29 protein-coding genes are annotated in these 20,799 nt (G+C 69.0%); 1 reads left to right on the top strand and 28 read right to left on the bottom strand.

Annotation, left to right across the window (positions count from 1 at the left end):
* Nucleotides 1–330 precede the first annotated feature (330 nt).
* Complete coding sequence (locus ABC319_RS19290; RefSeq protein ID WP_413071887.1) at nt 331–549, top strand: hypothetical protein; 219 nt, start codon at nt 331–333, stop codon at nt 547–549.
* Nucleotides 550–745: 196 nt separating this feature from the next.
* Here ABC319_RS19290 and ABC319_RS19285 read toward each other — a convergent pair whose 3' ends face one another.
* The 28 genes from ABC319_RS19285 to ABC319_RS19150 form a co-directional block, all read right to left on the bottom strand.
* Nucleotides 746–1,300 carry a hypothetical protein gene (locus ABC319_RS19285; protein WP_413071886.1) on the bottom strand — a complete coding sequence of 185 codons (555 nt, stop codon included), beginning with the start codon at nt 1,298–1,300 and terminating at the stop codon, nt 746–748.
* A gap of 1,052 nt (nt 1,301–2,352) precedes the next feature.
* Entirely contained in the window at nt 2,353–3,363 is a 1,011-nt protein-coding gene (locus ABC319_RS19280) for a DUF2493 domain-containing protein (RefSeq protein WP_413071885.1), read from the bottom strand.
* A 537-nt stretch (nt 3,364–3,900) separates the two neighbouring features.
* On the bottom strand, nt 3,901–4,317 hold the full coding sequence (locus ABC319_RS19275; RefSeq protein ID WP_413071884.1) for a hypothetical protein: 417 nt from the start codon (nt 4,315–4,317) through the stop codon (nt 3,901–3,903).
* Between the two features lie 104 nt (nt 4,318–4,421).
* On the bottom strand, nt 4,422–4,757 hold the full coding sequence (locus ABC319_RS19270) for a single-stranded DNA-binding protein (RefSeq protein ID WP_413071883.1): 336 nt from the start codon (nt 4,755–4,757) through the stop codon (nt 4,422–4,424).
* Between the two features lie 628 nt (nt 4,758–5,385).
* Complete coding sequence (locus tag ABC319_RS19265; protein ID WP_413071882.1) at nt 5,386–5,736, bottom strand: A1S_2505 family phage non-structural protein; 351 nt, start codon at nt 5,734–5,736, stop codon at nt 5,386–5,388.
* A 276-nt stretch (nt 5,737–6,012) separates the two neighbouring features.
* Entirely contained in the window at nt 6,013–6,441 is a 429-nt protein-coding gene (locus ABC319_RS19260) for a type II toxin-antitoxin system VapC family toxin (protein WP_413071881.1), read from the bottom strand.
* Entirely contained in the window at nt 6,441–6,695 is a 255-nt protein-coding gene (locus ABC319_RS19255; RefSeq protein WP_413071880.1) for a type II toxin-antitoxin system prevent-host-death family antitoxin, read from the bottom strand. Before ABC319_RS19255 ends, ABC319_RS19260 begins: the two co-directional genes overlap by 1 nt.
* 131 nt (nt 6,696–6,826) lie before the next feature.
* Entirely contained in the window at nt 6,827–7,312 is a 486-nt protein-coding gene (locus tag ABC319_RS19250) for a DUF736 domain-containing protein (protein WP_413071879.1), read from the bottom strand.
* A 190-nt stretch (nt 7,313–7,502) separates the two neighbouring features.
* A complete protein-coding gene (locus tag ABC319_RS19245) occupies nt 7,503–8,090 on the bottom strand; it encodes a hypothetical protein (RefSeq protein ID WP_413071878.1) in 588 nt (195 codons plus the stop codon).
* Between the two features lie 178 nt (nt 8,091–8,268).
* Nucleotides 8,269–8,436: a hypothetical protein gene (locus ABC319_RS19240; protein WP_413071877.1), complete on the bottom strand. Its 168-nt coding sequence runs from the start codon at nt 8,434–8,436 to the stop codon at nt 8,269–8,271.
* Between the two features lie 55 nt (nt 8,437–8,491).
* Entirely contained in the window at nt 8,492–8,773 is a 282-nt protein-coding gene (locus ABC319_RS19235; protein WP_413071876.1) for a hypothetical protein, read from the bottom strand.
* A 452-nt stretch (nt 8,774–9,225) separates the two neighbouring features.
* Nucleotides 9,226–9,543, bottom strand: coding sequence for a DUF7673 family protein (locus ABC319_RS19230; protein WP_413071875.1), 318 nt, complete (start codon nt 9,541–9,543; stop codon nt 9,226–9,228).
* Between the two features lie 2 nt (nt 9,544–9,545).
* Nucleotides 9,546–9,797, bottom strand: coding sequence for a hypothetical protein (locus tag ABC319_RS19225; RefSeq protein WP_413071874.1), 252 nt, complete (start codon nt 9,795–9,797; stop codon nt 9,546–9,548).
* A gap of 56 nt (nt 9,798–9,853) precedes the next feature.
* A complete protein-coding gene (locus tag ABC319_RS19220; RefSeq protein ID WP_413071873.1) occupies nt 9,854–9,985 on the bottom strand; it encodes a hypothetical protein in 132 nt (43 codons plus the stop codon).
* Entirely contained in the window at nt 9,985–10,362 is a 378-nt protein-coding gene (locus ABC319_RS19215; protein WP_413071872.1) for a hypothetical protein, read from the bottom strand. Before ABC319_RS19215 ends, ABC319_RS19220 begins: the two co-directional genes overlap by 1 nt.
* Before the next feature lie 55 nt (nt 10,363–10,417).
* Entirely contained in the window at nt 10,418–10,870 is a 453-nt protein-coding gene (locus ABC319_RS19210; RefSeq protein ID WP_413071871.1) for a hypothetical protein, read from the bottom strand.
* A gap of 355 nt (nt 10,871–11,225) precedes the next feature.
* Nucleotides 11,226–11,753: a DUF736 domain-containing protein gene (locus ABC319_RS19205; protein ID WP_413071870.1), complete on the bottom strand. Its 528-nt coding sequence runs from the start codon at nt 11,751–11,753 to the stop codon at nt 11,226–11,228.
* Between the two features lie 337 nt (nt 11,754–12,090).
* Nucleotides 12,091–12,849 (bottom strand): hypothetical protein, encoded by a 759-nt coding sequence (locus tag ABC319_RS19200; protein WP_413071869.1) that lies wholly within the window; start codon nt 12,847–12,849, stop codon nt 12,091–12,093.
* A gap of 40 nt (nt 12,850–12,889) precedes the next feature.
* The gene (locus ABC319_RS19195; RefSeq protein WP_413071868.1) at nt 12,890–13,405 is read right to left on the bottom strand and encodes a hypothetical protein; all 516 of its coding nucleotides are present in this window, start codon (nt 13,403–13,405) and stop codon (nt 12,890–12,892) included.
* A gap of 35 nt (nt 13,406–13,440) precedes the next feature.
* Nucleotides 13,441–13,725: a hypothetical protein gene (locus tag ABC319_RS19190; protein ID WP_413071867.1), complete on the bottom strand. Its 285-nt coding sequence runs from the start codon at nt 13,723–13,725 to the stop codon at nt 13,441–13,443.
* A 118-nt stretch (nt 13,726–13,843) separates the two neighbouring features.
* Nucleotides 13,844–15,160 (bottom strand): hypothetical protein, encoded by a 1,317-nt coding sequence (locus ABC319_RS19185; protein ID WP_413071866.1) that lies wholly within the window; start codon nt 15,158–15,160, stop codon nt 13,844–13,846.
* A 57-nt stretch (nt 15,161–15,217) separates the two neighbouring features.
* Entirely contained in the window at nt 15,218–15,925 is a 708-nt protein-coding gene (locus ABC319_RS19180) for a hypothetical protein (RefSeq protein ID WP_413071865.1), read from the bottom strand.
* A 26-nt stretch (nt 15,926–15,951) separates the two neighbouring features.
* The gene (locus ABC319_RS19175) at nt 15,952–16,461 is read right to left on the bottom strand and encodes a hypothetical protein (RefSeq protein ID WP_413071864.1); all 510 of its coding nucleotides are present in this window, start codon (nt 16,459–16,461) and stop codon (nt 15,952–15,954) included.
* Nucleotides 16,462–16,538: 77 nt separating this feature from the next.
* A complete protein-coding gene (locus ABC319_RS19170; RefSeq protein WP_413071863.1) occupies nt 16,539–16,853 on the bottom strand; it encodes a hypothetical protein in 315 nt (104 codons plus the stop codon).
* Nucleotides 16,854–16,920: 67 nt separating this feature from the next.
* The gene (locus ABC319_RS19165) at nt 16,921–17,214 is read right to left on the bottom strand and encodes a hypothetical protein (protein ID WP_413071862.1); all 294 of its coding nucleotides are present in this window, start codon (nt 17,212–17,214) and stop codon (nt 16,921–16,923) included.
* 62 nt (nt 17,215–17,276) lie between these two features.
* Nucleotides 17,277–18,083, bottom strand: a complete 807-nt coding sequence (locus ABC319_RS19160) for a Mom family adenine methylcarbamoylation protein (protein WP_413071861.1) — start codon at nt 18,081–18,083, stop codon at nt 17,277–17,279.
* Nucleotides 18,084–18,114: 31 nt separating this feature from the next.
* Nucleotides 18,115–18,375: a hypothetical protein gene (locus ABC319_RS19155; protein ID WP_413071860.1), complete on the bottom strand. Its 261-nt coding sequence runs from the start codon at nt 18,373–18,375 to the stop codon at nt 18,115–18,117.
* On the bottom strand, nt 18,363–20,765 hold the full coding sequence (locus ABC319_RS19150; protein WP_413071859.1) for a DNA cytosine methyltransferase: 2,403 nt from the start codon (nt 20,763–20,765) through the stop codon (nt 18,363–18,365). The genes ABC319_RS19155 and ABC319_RS19150 overlap by 13 nt, the downstream gene beginning before the upstream one ends.
* Nucleotides 20,766–20,799: the final 34 nt, after the last annotated feature.

Raw genomic sequence — 20,799 nt, 5'->3', positions numbered from 1 at the left:
CGCCGCATACGGTGTGCGAATCCTAGGGACTGCCTCGGTGGTTCTGGTCTGTGAGAGATGGGGGAGCTGTCGATCGCTCGGGTCACCGGTTGAGCACTGCATCCGCAGGCAGTCCCGGACAGTCGGCGTGGGGAATGCGAAGCGATCCCCGCACCCAAGGACCCGGCTGAAAGCTAGGGTCCGCATCCTGGCGATGGTCCGGCATCAAGCCGGACCAGACACCCTCGATGACCGGCCATCGGACGGGGACCGACGCTCGCTATTGAAGCCGGATTGAGGCGGTGTCATCCTCAGCGATGGAGGCCTTATGAAGGCAAGGAGAGACGGGTCATGGCGCTTAGCATCGAACAGGAGCGGCAGCAGCTGGAGGCCGAGGAACAGCGGCTCGCCGATCGGAAGAAACGGCTCAACGAGCGGGAGCGTGCGGAACGGTTGAAGGTGATCGATCAGTCGGGCTTGATGAAGGCCGGTGGCGCAAGGTTCGAAGCCGTGATGAAGGCGATCAAGACGCTCGGTGTCGAGGAAGCCGAGAAGCGGCTGACGAAGTGAACGAGCCAGTGTCGCGGTGGTTTGGGTCCAGGACTGAGGACCATCCAGACAGAAAGAGGGGAGAGGCTCGCGGGCCTCTCTCCTTCGGCTCTTGGCGAGCACGGGCAAGCCGCCGCACTGGGGACCATTCAGGCATGAATAAGGGGGACATCGGCACCGCCGATGCCCCCCGACACGTGCGTCCCAGGTGGAGGCTTTAGCCCCAGACGACGTGTACCTCGTCCTCGCTGCGTTCGACCGTGGCCAGTCGTTCGAGCTGATCGGCGTACCGCCCGAGCCCGTCATGATGCAGGCGGGTCCGAACCCCCGGATCGCGAACGATGGACCGAAGGTCCGAGACGGCGATCCGACCGCAGACATCGCGTTCGATGCCAAGGGCGTCGAGCACGGCGTAGGCATTGTCGTTGCTGAGGTCGATCGCGGCGGAGCCGTCGATCGACGAAGCAACGGCCATCATCACCTGGCCCATGGCATCGTCCCGCCAGAAGCGGACATTCAGGCCGCGAAACTGCGCCTCCTCCACCACGGCGATCACGCCGGTATCTTGGTCGAACAACGCCGCGATGCTGGCGAGGGACCAGGGACAGACGCGAGCTTCGAAGTCGTAGGCCAGGAAGGCGTCCCCCTCCTCCCCGAAGCGTTCGCCGCGCTCGCGCGCGAACGCCCGGAAGGCGGCGAGATGGCGGACGTTGACCGCGATCGCGGGGGCAATCGCTGCTGCCGATACCGATGCGGTGAAGCTGATGGACATGCTGGGCACTCCCTGTCTGATCTCCCTCCCCGCTCCTCCTGTTCTCTGGCGGGGTATGCCTCGGCATGGTGGCTCCGGGTGGCCCGTGAGGGCCGGGTTGCCTTGAGCCCCATCGTGGCGTTCACGTCATGCCGCTGGCCCGCGCGAGGCGTAGCGAGTAGGCAATCCGGATGGATTGCCACGATGCGAGCGAGCCGGGGCGGAGGGTGTCATTAGGTCGGCCGGCGTTCGCATCGGCGAGGCGTAGCAAGCTGGTCATCCCGAAGGGGATGATCGCGTCGCGAGCGAGCCGATGCGGGGCTTCGAGGGTGCGGCATACGGACCGTGCGAGGCGTAGCGAGTAGGCAACCCGGAGGGGTTGCCACGACGCGAGCGAGTTGGTCCCGCGCCCGTTTGGAGGGTGGCTGGGTCGCGCGTCGGCGAAGCGTAGCAAGCTGGCCATACTTCAAGGATGGCCGCGAAGCGAGCGAGCCGAGGCGCTGCCACCACGGCGTTGCGGCGGGCGCGCGAGGCGTAGCGAGTAGGCAATCCCGAAGGGTTGCCACGATGCGAGCGAGCTGTCCGCAGCGGCGATGTTAAGCGTCCTCCGGGGCAGCCTCGGCGAGGCGTAGCGAGCTGGTCATCCCACCGGGATGACCGCGATGCGAGCGAGCTGAGGCGGGTCCGTGGGCAGGTGGGTCCGACACCGGCGAGGCGTAGCGAGCTGGTCGGCCGCAGGGCCGGCCGCGACGCGAGCGAGCGGTGTCGCCGCTGGCCAGGCAGTCGCGCGGGCGGCACGTGCGAGGCGTAGCGAGTGGGCAACCCGAAGGGGTTGCCACGACGCGAGCGAGCCGTGCGGGCTGAGTCCTGGCGCGCACCGGCGAGGCGTAGCAAGCCGGTCGGCCGACAGGGCCGACCGCGACGCGAGCAAGCCAGTCCGCGCCCTCCAGCCGGGGAACGCGGAAGCGCAGTCCCATGCGGCGCGATGGGGCTCGATGCCCCGGAGCGCCGCCCCGGCGTGACGAAAGAGAGCAGGAGGCCCCGGTTGCCCGGAGCCCCCTGCGAGAGCGTTGTTATGCGCGACGGCCCATGGCCAGCGGACGCTGCTCGGCCGCGCGGAACACGTGGAGCGGGACGCCGGCGTTGCGGAGCTTGCGGGCGAAGTCGAGCTGGACGCCCGACCCCTCGCAGACGATCGCCTCGACGGGGTTCAGCGATGTGATCCGCTCGTTGCGGACGAAGCCGGCGCGGTTGCCGAGCTTCCGGTCTAGGCGGAACAGGACGATCTTGCACCCGCGCGACGATGCCCATGCGGACGCGATTGCATCGCAGCCCTTCATTTGGGCGGTGGTGACCAGCACCATGTTCGGGATGCGGCGCTTGATCTGGTCCAGCCGCTCGTACAGCGTCTCGTGGTCGTGCCAGTTCGCTCCGCCCGAGAAGGCGACAACCGGGCCGTCGGGGTGGTACTCGGCCCGGCGCTTGGCGGCGCGCGCTGCGAGGTAGTCGGCGCCCTCGATCATCGACGCGGTGAGCTTCGAGGACACCTTGCTGCCGCGGGTTGTGGAGAAGGGCCGTCCGGTCTCGACCCGGAACACCTCGCCGGCGTGGTCGCGCATGCACTCCAGCGCTTCGCGGCAACCCTCCAGGGTCTGGCAGAGCAGCTGCGTCTCCTCCAGCTCGGTCGCGTAGATCTCCGACGGATCGAACGCGCGGGCCATCTCGCCGAGCTTCTTGGCGGCGTCGTCCTCGCGGCCCTCGATGCGCTTGGCCACCATGTGGAAGGAGTTGACGAAGCCCCAGGCGAGGTCGGCGGCGTGCTCCTCCATCCGGGTGTCGCGGAACACGTCGAACAGGGTCCGCATCATCAGGTCGACCGCGGCGGCCGCCTGCTCGGGATCGGGCATTTCCAGCTTCTCGGCGGCGTCGACGATGCTGAGCTTCGCCATCTCGCTGCTCTCGATGAAGGCACCGTCGTAGGTGCGCAGCGTACGCTCGTCCGCCCGGGTGTCGTCGGCGATCTGCATTGCGCGCGTGTCCGCGATCGTGCGGGCGAGGTCGGAGAAGTTGCTGAACTTGGTCATGATAGCCTCCATGAGTTGAACTCTCACCTTCTTCTTGGTGAGGTCTCTCATTCGGCATGCGGCGGTCAGGGCCGTCAGGGACGTTAACCGGGAAGCCGCGCCTGCTTGCAGGCGTGGACCCCGGTTAACGCTCGCGAGTGGGGGAGCCGATTTTCTCGGCCCCAGAGCGGAGCGTAGCGGAGTGGCGGGGTCGTGAAAATTGGGGGCACCGCTCGTCCTTGACGGCTCGCCAACCCCGCATGCCATACTCGGACTCACAGAAAGATATATTGGTTTGGGGTGGTACGCCGTCCGGATCGAGCGAGGGCCGGCAGTCGTGCGCCGTCAGGCGCGCGGCTGCCAAGCGGCGAGGGTAGCGCCGAAGGGCGCGACCGATGCCGCTGTCGGCCCGAGCGAGGCCGGACGGCGTCAGGCGAGGGATCGTCACCCGACAGGGCGGAGACCCGCCTCGGCGGGGCTCCGGGAGGCCCGCAGGGCCGACTAGAGCCCGGTTCCGCCCACAAGGCGGAACGCCCCCCTCCCCTCCTCTTCAGCATCTTAGCCAGTCCGATCGACCGCACCGAAACCATCATCATCGGCGCGCACCCAACCTGCCCATTCGTCATATTCCGGTGGACCGTCCTGTCCGGGGTCGTCGGGGTCGATCCGGTCCGCGAGTTGGTCGTCCTGGGCTGTGTCGGCAGGCGTGGTCGTCGGATCGACGTCGCGCCAGCACAGCGGGTCGCAGAGCAGGAGGGGTATGCCGCGATGGACGAGCTGGAGGCCATCCAGGAGAAGCGGACGCGAGGCCGACCGGCGGCAGGGCTGGTTTCGGCAGTTCCGGAAGCCGCACGGGGCCGCGAGCGGCGCGGCGACCTGTTGCACCGGCTCGGCGACGACGGTCGGCTCAGGTTCAGGCTCAGGCTCTTGCCCATGCGACGGGGCGGGATCGAACAGGTCCGATTGCTGGTGCATGACCATCTCCGGGCGTAAAGCGCAGTGCAAATGCACTGCGGGTTTGAGGATGTTCTGGGAGCACGCCGAAAGGGCGGCACGTCAGTGCCGCCCCGCGTAGCGGGTCAGTAGAACTCGACCCGGTCGGCGATGATCTCGCAGCCGTAGCGGTCGTTGCCGTCGCGATCCTGCCACTTGGTGTAGTGGAGGCGACCCTCGACGACGACCAGGTCACCCTTCTTGCGGGCGCTGGCGACCGCCTTGGCGAGACCGTTGAAGCAGGTGACCTTGTGGAACTCGGTCTCCTTGACGGTGAAGCCGTTGCCGTCCTTGTAGGAGCGTCCCTCCTTGTTCAGCTTGGGCCGATCGGTCGCCACGAACACCGTGGCGATGCTGGTGTCGCCGGCCTGGCGCAGCTCGGGGTCGCGGGTCAGACGGCCGGCGAGGTTCACGTTGTTCATCGAAGCCTCCTTGGTGGGGCCGGCGGTATCCCCGCCGGGTGTCACCGAGAAGCGGGCCGGGGTGGGCCACCGCACCGGAGCGTCAGCGGAGGGGAACCGCTTTCGCGGGGGTGGTGCGGGCAGCCGCGCGAAGCGCGGCAACACGGCCCCGCTAAAGCGGTTGCGGTGGTCCGCGCCGGTCCGCAGGTGACATGAGACCCGGCGAGGATACCGCCGGCGCCACCAAGGTCCCCGAGGCTTCGATGGGCAACAGCCGTGAACCTCTCGCGTCGGCCGTCTGGCGCACGTCCCCGGGCGATCGGCGACGGGTCGGCGACACCAGCATCGCCACCCGGCGGTGTCGCCGGTGACAGGCCCAAGCTGAACAAGGTGGGTCGTGAGTGGCGGCAACGGCGCGGCGAGGTGGCCGAGTTCCGCGGCGGGGACGCCTGCGGGTCTCGCGAAGGCGGTCGCCTGCGTCGCCCGAAGGATCGAAATGACCTGGGCGTCGTCGTGGACCGGCGTGCGGCACGGGGGCGGGACCGCGACGGTGGCGGCCGTGGGTGCGGGATGGTGAGCCTCGACGGGTGTGTTCCTGGCCCGTCGACCGGGGCTACAGCGATGTGCCGTCCTTCGGCGGGCGACCGGCTCAGGTGAGGCCGGCGAACTCGGCGGGAAGCGTCACGTTCGCCGGGGCGGCGGCGAACAGCGGCGCGATCTGCGCGTGACCATATCCCGCCAGGCCGCACCCGATCGGGGTGAGCTGGAACGTCAGGTCCGGGCGCGACCGGGCGAAGGCGACGAAGTCGTCGACGTGGCGTCGGATCGAGGTCAGCGGCAGGGTGCGGAGCGATCCATCCTTGGTCGGGATGGCGTAGCTTGCGCCCTGTAGGCCGATGCCCTGCCCGTAGACGGCGCCGCGGTGCTGGCGTGCCCAGAGGGCAGCGCCCTTGCCGTGGCGTCCTGCGAGATTGCTGCCGAAGACGAAGATGGCGGTCATGATGAACTCCGTTGGCGCGGGACGATCGCTGCGCCCGCCGGACCGATCAAGCGCCGAGGCGCACGGTAGCGCATCGCGATCCGGCCCCGCACGAGTGCGGAGCCGGGTCGAGGGGAACCCTGTTCGCCGGGGTGGTGCGGGCAGCCGCGCGACGCGCGGCAACACGGCCCGGCGAACAGGGTTGCGCGACGTGCGCCATGGCGCAGGTCCCGAGCGGGTGAAGCGGTCGTGCGTTACGAGCAGTGATCGGCGGCGTCCGGCTCGCCCGCGAGACGGTCAACCGGCGACGGGATCCCAGGGATTGATGATCGTGGCGGTCGTGCCCGCAAAGTCGGCGACGTTGCGGGTCACGATGCCGAGGCCGTGCGTCAGCGCGGTCGCGGCGAGCCAGGCGTCCTGCTGTGGACGTGGATCGGGAACATGGAGGAGCGCGCAGCGCGACGCGATCTCGCTGGTAATGGGCAGGATGCGATCGGCAAAGGCCGGGCGGACATGGTCCCGCAGCCAGCGGCGCAGCATGTCGGCCTGGGCGTGGTCGCGTCGATCCAGGCGCGCGATGCCCATTTCAAGCTCCATGAGCGTGACGACCGACAGGAAGAGCCGGTTCTCGTCCGCGGCGGAGAACCAGGCGACGACAGCGGGATCGGTGCGTCCGTCAGGCACCTTCCGCAGTTCGGAGACCACGTTGGTGTCGAGGAGGAACATCAGCTGAAGTCCACGGCGCGCGGCGGGTCCTTCGGCAGCGTGGTGTCCAGCTCGATGTCAGACAGGCCCGGCATCCCGATACGGTCGAGAAAAAAGCGCCCGTTCCCGGTGAGCGAGGCATAGCGCTCGTAGGACATGACGACCAGGTCGGGCCGGCTGCGCTCGGTGATGATCACCGGCCCTTCCTTGGCGGCTCGCTTGATGCGGCTCGGTTCGCGGTTGAAGTCGCGACTGGTGAAGGTAGCGGGCTGCACGTCGGCCTCCGTGGGTAGTGACGTAACTACTTAGGGTTGCGGCCTGCCGCTGTAAAGCGGCGGCGCGGCTGGACAGGAAAAGGGGACCGCCTCGCGAGAGGCGATCCCCATTCCGCACCGTCGTGGGCGCGTCAGGCGACGGGTTCGACCGGGGCGGTGGTCTGGCCGAGGCCGTCGTCCGGGCCTGCGCCCGCGCCCGCGCCCTCGCCGGCGTCGCCGACCGGGCTGCCGTCGGCACCGAACGGCGGGGCCAGCTCGTCCTCGCCCTTGACCCCCAGCGCCGCCCCCACGTCGCGGCGACGCTGCGCGCGCTGCCACACGACGTTGTACGAGCCGTCATCCTGGCGGAACGCCGAGATCTGCAGCGGCGCCGGCAGCGACGGGTCGTCGATGCGGCCGTTCAGGAACGCCTCGCCGGTGTTGTTGGAGGTCAGCTCGAAGAGCGCGCCGACCTGCACCCAGGTCCGCCCCGGGGTGAGCGCGTGGATCTCGTACCGCGGCGCGCGCGGGTTCGCCGACTGCACCGGCTTCAGCGCGATGGTCATCGCAACCGCCAGCGTCGAGATGCGGCCCATGAAGATGCCGCCGTCGTTCTGCTTGATCGAACCGATGTTCATGATGTCGTACTCCTGATGCCTTCGGACCCCTCGTCCTCGACACCCCTCTTCATCCCACTCCTCTCCTCGGCCCCGTTCCGGGCCGAGCAGGGCGCGTAAGCGCCCCTCATCGGCGCGCCCTTTGCGCGGCGATGGCCCACCCGAAGGAGACGTCCAGGGCATCGCCGGGAGGTCGGGACACCCGCGAGCTTCAGGCGATCGGCTCGATGTCGCGAAGTTCGACCATCGTGATCTTCTGGGTGCGCTCGCCTCCGACCGGGTCCAGAAAGACGTAGCAGCGATCATCGAACGTGCTGGAGCAAAGGCGCCAGACGACGCCAGCGCGGCCGAGAAACCGCTCCGGGCCAAAGGCGGGGTCGACGGCGCCGGGCGCATCGACAATGCGAACGCGTTGCCGAACCCGCAGCCAGTTCGCGGCCGCGCGAGCAATCGCGGTGCGTTCGTCGCGGGACAGGAAGGCGGGGCGGTCAGCCCGAAGAGGTCCGAAGGTAGCGAGCCGATCGCCCTTGATGCGGTCGAGCTTGGCGTCGACCGGTTCGGGTGGGCGGTCGACCTTGGGACCGGGCGCGTGCCGGTGGTAATGGGTGACGACGCTGGCGCCGAACAGGTCCGCTTGGAATCCGGCGATGCGGATCGCCCGCTGCTCGCGTTCGTAATCCCGGCGCCAGCGGTCTTCGTCCGACAGCGGCCGCGCCGCCGCCGGGTCGGATCGGACGATCGCCATCAGCGCCTCGTAGTCGGCGACCGGGATGTTCGCGACGCGAGGGTTGTAGGGCATCGGTGGTCTCCGACGGGGTGGAAAGCACGCGCGAGGCGTGGCGAGCTGGTCGGCCGCAGGGCCGACCGCGATGCGAGCGAGCCGTGCCGACGTGGTCGGCGGCGGTGTTATGGGGTCGGCGAGGCTTAGCAAGCCGGTCACCCGCAGGGGTGACCGCGACGCGAGCGAGCCGATGTCGTCAGCGCAGTGGCTGGAACCACCACTCCCATCCGGCGAGGCGGGCCAGGGGACCCGTCGCGGCCGCGATCATGAAGAGGGCGGCAAGACGGCGGAAGCGGGTTGGAGCGAGCGGGTGACCGCGATCCTGAAGATCACGCACGCCGCGGAGAAGAGCATAAAGCTGCACGATCGCCTCCGTCGTTGCGAGCGAACGAAAAAAGGGGGCCGAAGCCCCCCTTGGTTCAACCGATGTGGACTAGCTTGGCGATGGCGGTGCCGATGCTGCCGGTCACCGCGCCCACCGCGAGGATGAAGCCGATCTGCAGCTTGGTCAGCGAAAGCTTCGTCTCGATGTTCCCGAGCTTGCCGGTCATCGTGTCGAGCTTCGCCACCAGGTCCCTGTTCGCGGCGTCGACAGTCTTCACGATGAAGTCCTCCGTGATCTCGGTCAGCTCCTGAGCCTCGCGGGCCTCTATACCCGCCTTCAGCGCGGTGCGGAAGAAAGTGATTTGAAAGTCCGCCATTTCAACCTCCATTGCTCGATGGCGGTTCCGCCCGGGCAGGCGGTGGTCAGGGCCGTCAGGGACGTTAACCGGGAAGCCGCGCCGCAGGCGTGGACCCCGGTTGACGCTCGCGAGCGGGGGAGCCGATTTTCTTGGCGCCGTAAGCGGAGCGCAGCGGAGTGTCGGGGTCGTGAAAATTGGGGGAACCGCTCGTCCTTGACGGCCCGCCAACCCCGTCTGCCAGACTCGGACGACACGAGAGAGAGCCCTTGGTTTCCGAAGGGACGCCGTCCGGCCGGAGCGAGACCGCGATGCCGGGCCGCAAGGCGCGGCGAGGTCGGGCGAGCGGAGACGGACGGCGCCCGCAAGGGATCGTTACCCGATGGGGCGGAGACCCGCTCGCGGGGCTCCGGGAGGCGCAGCCGACTAGAGCCCGGTCCCGCCAGTGGCGGGATGCGCCTCTCGCGCTGCTTTCAGGTCGGACGCCAGCGTTCCACCAGTTCGACCATTGCGTCCCGGTAGCCCCAGGCATCGGCGTACACGGTCGGCTCTTGGGCGAGATAGGCCATGACGATCAGCATGTCCTCGGCGATGGTGGCGTCGCAATTGCAGAGGTGGAGGATCGTGAAGTGGCCGTGGTCGGGGCCATTCCACCAGGCGAGCAGGAAGTCTGCGGCGCGACCGGCTTGCCCGGTGTCGCTCCCGGCGACGACCAGGAGCCTGGTGATCGCTTCGCCGGCATCGTCGAAGGTTACGGCTCGGATCGGCGCGCGCGAGGCGGGACGGTCCACGATCAGTCCTCGCGTTCGGTGCGGGGCGGCAGCGTGACGCGGGCGATGCCGTCCTCGCCGGTTACCGCGGCCGCTTCCATCGCTTCCCAGCTGCCGTAATGCGCGAGCGCGCGACGCGCAGTAGCGATCGTCTCCGAGCTGGCGGAATAGAAGTTGCGGCGACGGCCGAAGGCGGTGGCGAACAGCCACGGCAGGGTCAGCGAAGCCGAGACGATCAGGACCAGACTGAGGCCGTGAAGGGTGCTGTTGTCCATGACGGGCATCCTAGTTTGGCGGGGTTATCCGGCATCGTGTTCGACGCCGGGGCGGGTCAGGACAGCAGCGACCAGATTGTCGCGCCTACGCCGTAGATCGAGAGAATGGTGGTGATCGCGATCATCAGCCGTTCGCCGCGCGACAGCGGCGGCGCGGGCATCCGGTCCTCGAAGTCGATCATCGCCATCAGCGGAGGGCGACGGCGAGCAGAAGCAGGTTGAACAGCGCGGACAGGCCGAGGAGCGATGCGACGACGCGGTAATCGCTGGCGCGCCGCGACGCGGCCTGTCGCGCGGCGGCGCGCTCGCGCGCGACCGCGGCCGAGGCTCCTTCGGTCAGGACCATCATCTCCGCCGCCCACCGGCCGACCGTGCTGGGCGGCAGGTTCTCGCTCGCCGGGAGCGTCTCCAGGTCCTCGAGGAGGCTGAACGTGGATGCGAAATCGTGGAGCAGTCGCAACGTCGCGTCGACGCCGTGCGCCGTACCGGCATCGCCGGTCCGGGCGCACAAGGCTTCGACCTCGCGGCCGAACGCGACGACCCTCGGGTCCAAGGTTTCGGTCATGGCGTCTCGCTCACAATCGATCGGGTGTAACGCGGCCGCGCTGCCCGCGCGAGTATCAAGCCGCTGTGGTCGAGACCCGGAAGGGCGGCGGTTCGTATTGACCGTCCGCGAAGTGTTGCGAGATGGCCTCGTAGCTTCCGAGTTCGCGGGCCTCGTTGGCGTTCAGGACGATGTTCTCGTCCTCGTCGGCGGTGAAGCTCTGGCGTGGACCTTCGCCGGTCCACACGACGATCTCGGGGCCGAAGGCGCCCGAGGCACCGCCCGACCAGCGGACGAACGGCAGGCCGTTGGAGCAGCAAAAGTCCTCGACGTCTTCGAGCTCGCCGTTCGGGATCTCGTGGGCGTACAGCCGCAGCGGGCCGTCGTCGGGCAACTGGTCGCGCTCGAAGGGCTCGCCGCCCCACTCGGTCGATAGGGCTTCGGCCTGTGCGAGGGCGATCAGCTCGTCCAGCGAGCTGTCGGGCAGGGTTCCACCGATCGCGATGGACACGGAAACGCGGTCGCCCATGGGGGTTTCTCCAGCGGCTGAGGGCAAGCTGGTTCCGGGCGCGAACTCGTCCCCTTTCCAGCTCATCACAACCGCGGCCCCTTTTCTCTATCTCGTGTAGTTGCGACTCGTTCGCAGAACTTCAAGCCTTTCCGGCAAGAAGGGGGGACGATGCGCGAGCATCGCCCCAGGAGATACTTGTTAGGTATTATTGCTACTTAGTTAAAGCGCGTTCGATGTTTTGATCCGATTTGGAGCTAATTGCTGGTCTGCTCCGCGCGTGCGACGACCTGATGACGATGAACGACGCAAGGCCCGCGCTCGGAACGAGCGCGGACCCTGCGATGTGGACGGTGATGTGCGGCCGCTGTGGACGTCAGGCGTCCTCGGACACGGTCTCGCGGCGCCCGCGGCGGCGGGTCGTGGCCGGTTCGACCGGGGCGGTGGTCTGGCCGAGGCCGTCGTCCGGGCCTGCGCCCGCGCCCGTGCCCTCGCCGGCGTCGCCGACCGGGCTGCCGTCGGCACCGAACGGCGGGGCCAGCTCGTCCTCGCCCTTGACCCCCAGCGCCGCTCCCACGTCGCGGCGACGCTGCGCGCGCTGCCACACCACGTTGTACGAGCCGTCGTCCTGGCGGAACGCCGAGATCTGCAGCGGCGCCGGCAGCGACGGGTCGTCGATGCGGCCGTTCAGGAACGCCTCGCCGGTGTTGTTGGAGGTCAGCTCGAAGAGCGCGCCGACCTGCACCCAGGTCCGCCCCGGGGTGAGCGCGTGGATCTCGTACCGCGGCGCGCGCGGGTTCGCCGACTGCACCGGCTTCAGCGCGATGGTCATCGCAACCGCCAGCGTCGAGATGCGGCCCATGAAGATGCCGCCGTCGTTCTGCTTGATCGAACCGATGTTCATGATGTCGTACTCCTGATGCCTTCGGACCCCTCGTCCTCGACACCCCTCTTCATCCCACTCCTCTCCTCGGCCCCGTTCCGGGCCGAGCAGGGCGCGTAAGCGCGCCTCATCGGCGCGCCCTTCGCGCGGCGATGGCCCACCCGAAGGAGACGTCCAGGGCATCGCCGGGGCTTCACACAGGATCGATCCGAAAGATCGTCGGCTCGTAGGCGTCGCCGCTGGTGAGGCACTCCTGGCAATGGTCCGCCTCGTCGGCCTCGGCGCGCGCGCGCCCGTTCTGTCTCCCCGATCGTGGCGAAGCGGCCGATCTCTCTCTCGGCACCGCGGTAGGTCGCGATCAGCGTGCGCATGACGGTTCGCCTGCTGCGATATGGTCCTGGCGGAGCGCGAGGAGCGACCCTGCGATATGCGCCTCGACGCGCCGGACGGGCATGAAGGTCAGGCGGGCGATGGTGCGGTAGCCGAGTTGGGCGCGGCAGCTCATCAGGTAGACGCCCCGGGAGGCGATCGGCAGTCGGCTGATCGCCCGGACGAACCATCGGTCGCGCGGCGCGAAGTCGAGGTCGTGGGCGAAGAAGATGGCGCGGACGGACGGAAGGCAGGCGGCGACCGCGAGTACCGCGATGCTAGAGGCCAGTCCGGCCCTGGGCGGTCCTGACCGGGGCTGGAGCACGCCGGCCTTGATGTCATGGGCCACCCTCTCGATCAGGTCTGCCGCGATGGCGCGCGCTCGGGTGACGAGCCTGGGCCAGCGGCGGCGTCGGCCGCGGTGGAAGCCGCCCTCCATGTAGTAGGGATGGAGGACGGCGATCAGCGCGCGTAGCGGGCGAGGAACCGCGAGCCCGCGATCTGCGGCCTGGTCTGCGGCCTCGGCAAGGTCGTGGCCGATGAACACGCGGTTCGAGTAGTCGGAGCTGCCGGCAGCAAGCAGTGCGGCCTTCAGCGCCAGTTCGACGCATATTGCGACCATGTGGAGGTGGTGGTCGAGAGCGTTCCGCTCGCCGCGCGTGAGCGGCGCGGGCAGGAACCCGCGAGCGTTGTCCAGCATCCATGCCGCGGTCGGCGCCGGATCGCTGGGGCGTGACGAGGTCGCCATGGTGGGCTCCTTGGGGCTGGCTTGGATGTGTCGGACAGGGTCAGGCGCGCTGCAGCGCGTAGCTGCCGAGTTTCTCGCGGGCTGTGCGCAGGCGCGCGATCGCGTTCTCGGTGAACAGCGCCAGAGAGCTCCCGCTCTCTGCGCCGGTCAGGCGCTGTTGCAGGGCCGTGATCCGGTGGTCGATCGCGTCGGACGTGACCAGGAGGTCATCGAGGTGGAGCACGACGATCGTTTCGGTGGCGTGCAGCGCGTGACGCGGCCCTGCGAACGCGAGGAAGTGCGGCGCGACCGGGAAGTGATGGCGGAGCGCTTCCTCGACCGCGACGGTGATCTGGTGTGCGTCGTGGACCAGCTCGGCGAGGAGCCGGTCACGGTCCATCGTCGGAAAGGAGCGCAGATCGCTGTGCGCCGTGGTGACGGCGATGGGATCGGTGGATGCGAGCGCGACGATCCCTTCGGGTGGGACGACGAGAACGTCACCCTCGCGCACGTGCGGGTCGTCAAAGCAGGCGTTGAAGGCGTGCTGGCTGGTCGGGAAGTGGTGGACGCGGTTCATCACCGTTCCTTTCAGATGGGGTCGACGCCGCGGCGTCAGGAATAGGAGGGCCGCGTGGCGGGGAAGTGCGCCGGCGGGAGGTCGGTGAAGGTCAGCGCGCGGAAGCGCCCGCCCGTGTAGGTGACCGACGACATCGGCGTGCGGTGCCGCTGCAGTCGCTCGAGGAGGCGGTTTGCGCGACGCTGCGCCTGTTCGGCCGCGGCCTCGTCCCGGAAGAGGCCGGCGACGCGGACGAAGGTGCCGGTGTCGAACCACCAGCCGCCCTCCTCGGGGCCGCCATAGTCGATGTCCATGTCGTAGAAGGCGAGAAGCGTGCGCATAGGGGGCTCCTGGATCGACCTGGCCGGGTTTCCCCGTCCTGCCGCTCCCGCTCCCCCTTCCCTCTCGCCCCGGTGGCCCGGAGTGGCTGGGTCACCGGGCTGAGTGTGGTCGACGTGGCTATGCGGCGCGGCGCGCGAAGGTCCCCATCAGGGGTGTGGACGCGGCGAAGTTCCGCAATGCGGTGGCGATGGTCGCGCGTACCTTCGCCTTGCTGGACACGACGATCTCGGGCGCGAGCGGCGAGCCGTCGGACCCGGCGTACCCCGAGGCGAGAGCGCCGGAGACGGTCTCGACGCGGATGAGGTGTCCCCGGTTGGGAGCGGCTCCGACATGCCGGGCGGTGAACTCCCCGAGCTTCCCGTGGAGGCCGTGGATGGCCTTGCTCCAGCGGATATGGCCGGCGGCCATGTTGTCGTCGGATCCGTAGCCACGGTCGAGCCAGGTCCTCAGATGGGTCCGTTGCTGGAGCCGGGTATTGCGCGTGCGCTCCATTGTCCGGCAAAGCGGGAGGGCGCTCGCGACCTCATCGAGAAGGGCGAGCGCCTCACCCTGCAGGGCGACCAGCACGTCGTCGAACTCGCGGCCGGCGAGGGCATCGGCGAGCTGCGCCCGGGCGGCGGCTGCGGTGAGCGGGACGGTGGTGATGTCTCCAGCGGTCGGGTCGCCGGCCCGGACAAACCCCGCGGGCGTGTGGATGATGATCGTCGCTTCGTCGGCGCCGTCACGGGCGCGGATGAGACCGAAGAAGTCCCATGGGTCGTTCGGCGGGGCGAACGCCTGCGCATCCGTGTCGCTCAGGATGGCGAGCCTGCGCGACCAGCGTGTCGGCCTCGGCTCGTCGCTCGGCTTCGGCCAGGCGCTGGGCAGCGGGCGTCCGGTGTTTGTCGCGGTCGGCGCGGGCGGAGGGAAGTTGCTCGTTCGTAGGATCGCGAGGTTGCTGCGCCGGGCGGCATCGAACAGGTCGGTACGGTCGCCGCCTCCATCGGTGAAGCCTTGGTCATAGGCCTGTCGGCGCGACGCGAGCGGAGCCTGTGAGGGGATGCCGTCGGGATAGCTGTGCGGCCAGCCGACATGAGCGGCATACCAACCATCCGCGTAGCGGTTCGCGACGTCCCATTCGTAGCTGTACTGGTCGCGGCCGCGCAGGATCGCGACGTCTCGGTCGGTGCCCTTGCCGCGTCTCAGCAGATTGTCGGTGAAGCTGAAGTTCGCCCTTTGACGTTCAGCCTCCACCTGGACGCGGATCTCGTCGTTGATCGGGCGCATCGCGGCGATGCGCTCGCGGCCTCGGGCGAGACGGTCGGCGGCGGGGGCGCTGGGCGGAAGGTCCGGAAAGTCCCGCCACGCGCTGGCGATGGCGGCCGCGTGCGCGGGTGTTCGGCCTCGCGCGAGCCAGCAGCTCGCGTCGGCCGGATCGAACGGCTCCTCGATCATGGTGGCCTCGTGCGCTGGTGCCGGCCGGCCGCGGTGGTGCGACCGGCGCGGCGGGAATCATAGGGCGGTGGTGGGCGCCGGCAGCGACATGAACTCCGGCTCGTCATCGGCGATCGGCTTGTCGAACTCGGCCGCTTCCCGCTCGGTGAAGACGGTGGCGGTGGCGAGCGCGCCGAACCCGTCGGCGTTGTTCCAGAAGGACAGGCCGTGATCCCTGTGGCGCGTGGCGAGCACGAAGCCGTCGACTCCCTCGAACGGGCCCTTCTCGATGCGCTCGAACGCGCGCTCGAGGATCGACTGGGTGTTGTGCCACTGCAGGCCGGCGTCGGTGATGACGACGCAGCCGCCCCCGAACTCCCCGACACGGAGCCGGTCGCTGTCATACGACCAGGTGAAGCCGCAGGGCAGCGCCGACTTGCAGGCGCGGAACAGCAGCTTCGCGATCGGGTCGATCCCGAACTGGTCGCCGGTGAACCTCACGCGGACGAGGGGCTCCCCCGGCGTGTCCTCGATGTCGATATCGGCATCGAGGTAGATGCAGTCGCGATCGTCGAAGAGCTCGACGAAACTCCCGAAGGGCGCATCATTCTTGGGCGGGAAGATCGTGCGGAACCGCTCGTCGAGCGTTTCGTACGCGGCGGCGAGCTCGTCGTCATCCAGTCCGTCGTTGAGGAAGGAGGCTGCCGCTTCGGCCTGTCGAAGGAGCGCCGCGTCCTCGCGCGACATGAGCAGGGCGAATGCGGCCTTGAGGTAGCTGTTGGACATTGGTCTCTCCGGTAATGGCGGCGCCGTCAGGCTGCCGCGGCCTCGGTCAGGCGCGCGCGGGCGATCGCGGCCTCGTCGGGAAAGGCGCTGCTGAGGTTGCCGTGCAGCGTCGCGAAGTCGGCGATCGGGAAGCTCCCGTCGGCGCTTGGCCGCGTGACCAGGAGTGCGCTCACCAGGATCTCGATCGGGTCGGCGTGGACCTCGGTCGGCGTGGCGTCGTCATAGGAAACGGGCGCTCGAAATCCGGCTTCGAGCCAGGAGCCCAGCCCTTCCTCGACGGCTTCGGCGTAGGCGCGCACGGCCTCGTCGAGCTCGTTCTCGACTTGGAGGACCAGGGTGACATAGCAACCGAAATCGTGGCGGTTGGACAGGCCGGTCAGTCGGCAGCCGGGGGGCGGCGCGCCGTAGCGGGCGATGATCGCGTACTTGTAGGCGAGCACCTCGAGCTTGTTCAGCGTGTCGAAGCGCGGCGTCTGGCCGAGCTGCGCGCAAGCCTCGTTGGCGGGTGCGCCGCCAATGTCGACGAAGTAGGGCATGGGGGTCTCCAGCGGTCCCGATCGGACCGCCTTACCCCGCCCCCTTCCCTCTATGTCGGGCCGGTTAGTCGGCTGGGCTAGTCGCGGGAGAGGCGGCGCTTCATCTCGACCTGGTGTTCACCGTCGGACTTGCCGAGCGTCTTCATGCGGTCGGTCTCCAAGGTGGCGCCGAGATCGGCCGGCAGGAGGGCCCAGGGGCGCGCGGCGGCAAGTGCATCCGCGGCGGTCGGCAGCTCCCTGAGATCGGTGCCCTTCCAGAAGAGGACCTCCTCTTCGCCTTCCAGCGTCGGGTGTGGTGCAAGCACTTGGACGAAGAATGTCTCCAGTGGCCGGTCCCAGCCGATCGCGATCGTGTTCTCGCCCCGCAATCCGGTGAATACGTGTCTGCTCATCCTGACCTCGATCTTGGGCGGTGGCCACGATCCGTTGCCATCAGCCGCGGTGATTGCGCGGGTTCGCTCAAGCGAGCGTGACCCACGCCTTAAGCCAAGGGTGCGGCCCAGGCTCAAAGCGAACGACGCCGACGATGTCCTCGACGCCCATCGCGACACAACCCTCGAGCCAGTCGATATAGGCGCTGGATTCGGCTAGGTCGGTTTCGAGCAGCTCGTCGAGCATCGACGCCTCGCGCGCAGTCTGCTCGGGCAGCGCATCCCAATCCAGCGCGTCGAGGAAGCGGCCTCGGCGGTCGATGTAACGGGTGAGGCGACGCTCGTCCTGTCTGGCGATGCCGATGGCTTGATGGATGTGCATGGTCCGGCCCCTTCTATGGACACCGGATCAGCTCCCTCTCTCCTTCCCGTCGGAACGACGGGCTATGGTCCGATCTGTTCGCGCAGGACGTCGGAGCGCGACGGATAGTTGAGCCTCGGCAGGGCGTACCCGGAGCGGCGCGCGGCGCGCGTAAGCTCGAAGCAGTAGGTGAAGAGGGGGCTTTGCCGGGCGCTCGTCAGGATGCCGCCTGCGCGGCATCGTTGGAGCCAGTCTCGGGGGTGCTCTCGCGGCCTCGGCCGCGGTGCGCCGAGGCGGACGAGCTTGTCGATTGCGCCGGCGTGGCCGCTCTCCAGGTTGCGGATCTTGGACAGGGTCCGGTCGGAGATTGTCTCCCCGGCGATGCGAAGCACCTGCCGCGGCCTCGTCCGGCCTCGGTAAGCGCCCGAAAGGGCGGCGTACACACCGCCGCAATGCCCGAATGCCGGGTCGGAGAAGCTGACCACGCTCTCGATGCTAGGGCGTACTTGCCGGAGCAGCCGGAACGCTCGTGCGGCGAAGTAGCTTTCGCCGTTGGCGGCCACGCTGGGCAGGCAGAGCAGTCGCTGCAGGACGCAGCCCCTCGCCGGGTCGGTAAAGCCGGTGTGGCGCGTGATGACCGCTCCGGTGGCGGGAACGCCGAAGACGATGACGCCTTCGAGTGCGGGCGAGCCGCCCTTCCCTGCGCCGAATATTCCGACCGCGACCTGCGCCGCAGGATAGCGGGTCAGGTAGTGATGGTCGGCGATGAACGCGCGCGCGGTCTCGTGATCGAGGACGTCCACGGCGTAGCGTCGTGGGTCGATCAGGGTATCGCCCGCGACGAATAGGCTGCGTCTGTCGCGCCAGCGCTGGCTTCGGTCGGTCAGCATGATGATCGCCCTGGTTGGTCTGCGGCCTCGGTCAGCGCCGGGGCCGGTTGAGGGATCGCGCGATGTGGCCGGCATAGACGCCGACGGCCGACCAATAGGCGGCGAGGGGCGGCTTGTGAGTGCGCCAGCTCTTGTCGGCTCGGCGGCGAGCGTCCTGCTGAAGGTCGAGCAGTACGAGCCGCAGCGCGGCCTGGGCAGCGGGATCGAGGCCGCGTAGCGCGTCGATCGCCGGCAAGGCGAGCACGGGATTGCGCGTTTCTGCGCGCGCGGAGCGGTCGATCACATGAACCATGTGTCGATCCCGTCCATCTCGAAGGCCGGCTGGCGATTGTCGATGGTGAGCGCGAGCGCGCCGGGCTTCACCCAGATCTCGCGGGGCGAGAGCGCGAACTGCTCGCCGGCATCGGCGAGGAGCAACGTCTCGCCCACGGTCTCCGCGATCCCGCAGGAGGCGGGCGGCGGGATCGCGTTCCCGACCCATTCGCGCTTCTCGGCATCCGAGGTGCCGATCAGGTCGATGTACTCGGTCGGAGCGAGGATCCCCTGGATGACGAGCAGCTCGGCCGATGTGAACGGGCGGTGCCAGGTCCCGTCCAAGGCGACAATCCGCGCGACAAGGCGGTCGTCCTTGGCCGGAAGCGCCGCTGGACGTTCGTCGACGGATGGCGGGCGCGGGTCTGCGACCGACCAGCTGCCGTTGCACTTCTTGGCGAAAGCCGGGAGCGCGCCGGTGTGCTGCCCCCAGCCGACGATGCCGTAGTGGCTCTGTGAGAGGTAGTCGTGGCGATCGGCGCGGCTGAGCGCCCGCGGCCTCGGGTCGGCGACGGAGAGTGCGCCCGAGCCGACGCGGTCCGAGCCGGTCACCGTCGGCGCGGCGGCGGTCGCCGGCACGACGCGCATCTTGTTCGCGTGTTGGCCCATCTCGCCGTTGTGGTAGATGGGATCCGCGACCACGAACGCGCCCATGCCGGTGGTCGACGCGCCGATCACCGCGTTGGTCGGGCTGTCGTAGGCGCACACGCGGTACTTACCGTTGGGATGGCGTCCTTCGCGGGCGCGCGGATCGAGCACGGCGGTGGCCTCGGTGGCGAGTTTCACGATCCGAAAGGTATTGGCGACGGGAGCCCGATCGCGGCGCGGGTCGGCGACCGCGTTCCGGCCCGAGCCGGCCCACATGTTCGCGGTGACGACGCCGGCGGGTTCGGTCCAGTCCCGGATACCGAGCTGGACGCTCGCGCTGTGACCATTGATCCGCGGGTCGGCGACCGAGTGGGCGCCGGTGCTGGGCTTCGGCGAGCCGGTCACGACGCCCGTGGAGCTCGTCCACGCGATCACCCCGAGGACGTGGCGATGGGTCGCCGGACCATAGCAAGGCGACGGGTCGGCGACCGAGAAGGTGATCGGCACGGTCGGGGTGCCGGTCCGTGCGGCTGACCTGCGGCCTTGATGGCTGATGTTGGGGTCGGCGACGCTTAGCGCCCCGCCTGCGACGTGCGCGGCGCCGCTCACGACGCGGGCAGCGGCGTCGTAGGAGGCTACCGACAGGAGGCTGGTGTGGGTGCCGGCCCGGTAGCCGGGGCGAGGATCGGCAATCGAGAAGCTGCCATTGGTGGGGCCGCCACGACTGCTCACCACCCCCGTGGGATCCACCCAGTGGCGGACGCCGAGGTAGCCGCTGCCGTCGCGGGACGAGAACGCGCGCGGATCGGCGACGGAGAAGCGGCCCTGGCCGGGCGCGCGGGCGCTGGTGACCAGCGGGCTACGGTCTTCCCACCGGCATACGCCGTAGGCGTTGTCGCGCAGCGGCAGCTCCGGGCGGATGCCGTAGTCGCGCAGGACGCCGTTCTCGACGGCCAGCTTGTTGAGGGAGCGCCAGTCCGAGCCGGCCTCGACGAAGGCGAGCCGGACCCAGGTCTGCCATTGGAGCGAGGGGACGCGGTGCATCGGACCGGCGAGCGGATCACCGGGAAGCGGCATCTGCCCGATCACCTCGCCGACACCGCGCAGCGGGTATTTGCGGGGCTGGTACACGAAGGGCGGGACCAGCTCGGCGTGCCGGGCGATCAGGATGAAGCGCTTGCGGCTCTGGGCCAGGTGGCCGATCTGGCCGCAGTCGTGGCGGTCCTCGTTGACCGAGTAGCCGTAGGCGCGGAGTAGCGCGATGATTTGGTCGAGCAGCCATCGGCCGCGGGTCTGGATGCGCGGGACGTTCTCGATCAGGATGACGCGGATGGGGTCGTCCTTGTAGGCTTCGAGCGTCAGCCAGATCCCCCTCAGCGTGAGTGCGTTCAGCGCCTGGTACTTGTCCGTCAGGCTCTTCGCCTGCGACAGGAGGCCGCTGAAGCCCTTGCACGGCGGGCTGAGCAGCATGCAGGTGAGCGCACCCAGCGCGGCGCGAATGTCTGCCGGCGTCGTCTCCCGCCAGCCGCCGTCGGGCTCGCGGCCGTGGAATGCGCGGAACTGGTCGCGGCTGAAGAGATCCATAACGGTGCCGGGCACGCCGGTGAGCCGGCCGAAGTTGCGGATGGCGCCGGGATCGACGTCGATCCCGCCGGCGCACTCCCAATGCGCCACCATGTTACCGACCCGGGGGCGAGCCTGGTTGAAGCCTTTCGCCCCGGCGCCGATCCCGGCGAACAGGTGCCCGTGGCGGTAGACGCGGGTGATGGTGGACTGAAGCATGGGACCTCCGGAAGCGTGGTCGCGGGGCGCTGCT

The sequence above is a fragment of the Sphingomonas phoenicis genome, assembly GCF_047238005.1.
Classification (GTDB): Bacteria; Pseudomonadota; Alphaproteobacteria; order Sphingomonadales; family Sphingomonadaceae; genus Sphingomonas.
Note: the sequence above shows the minus strand (reverse complement) of the source record. Positions and strands in the feature narration are given on the sequence as shown.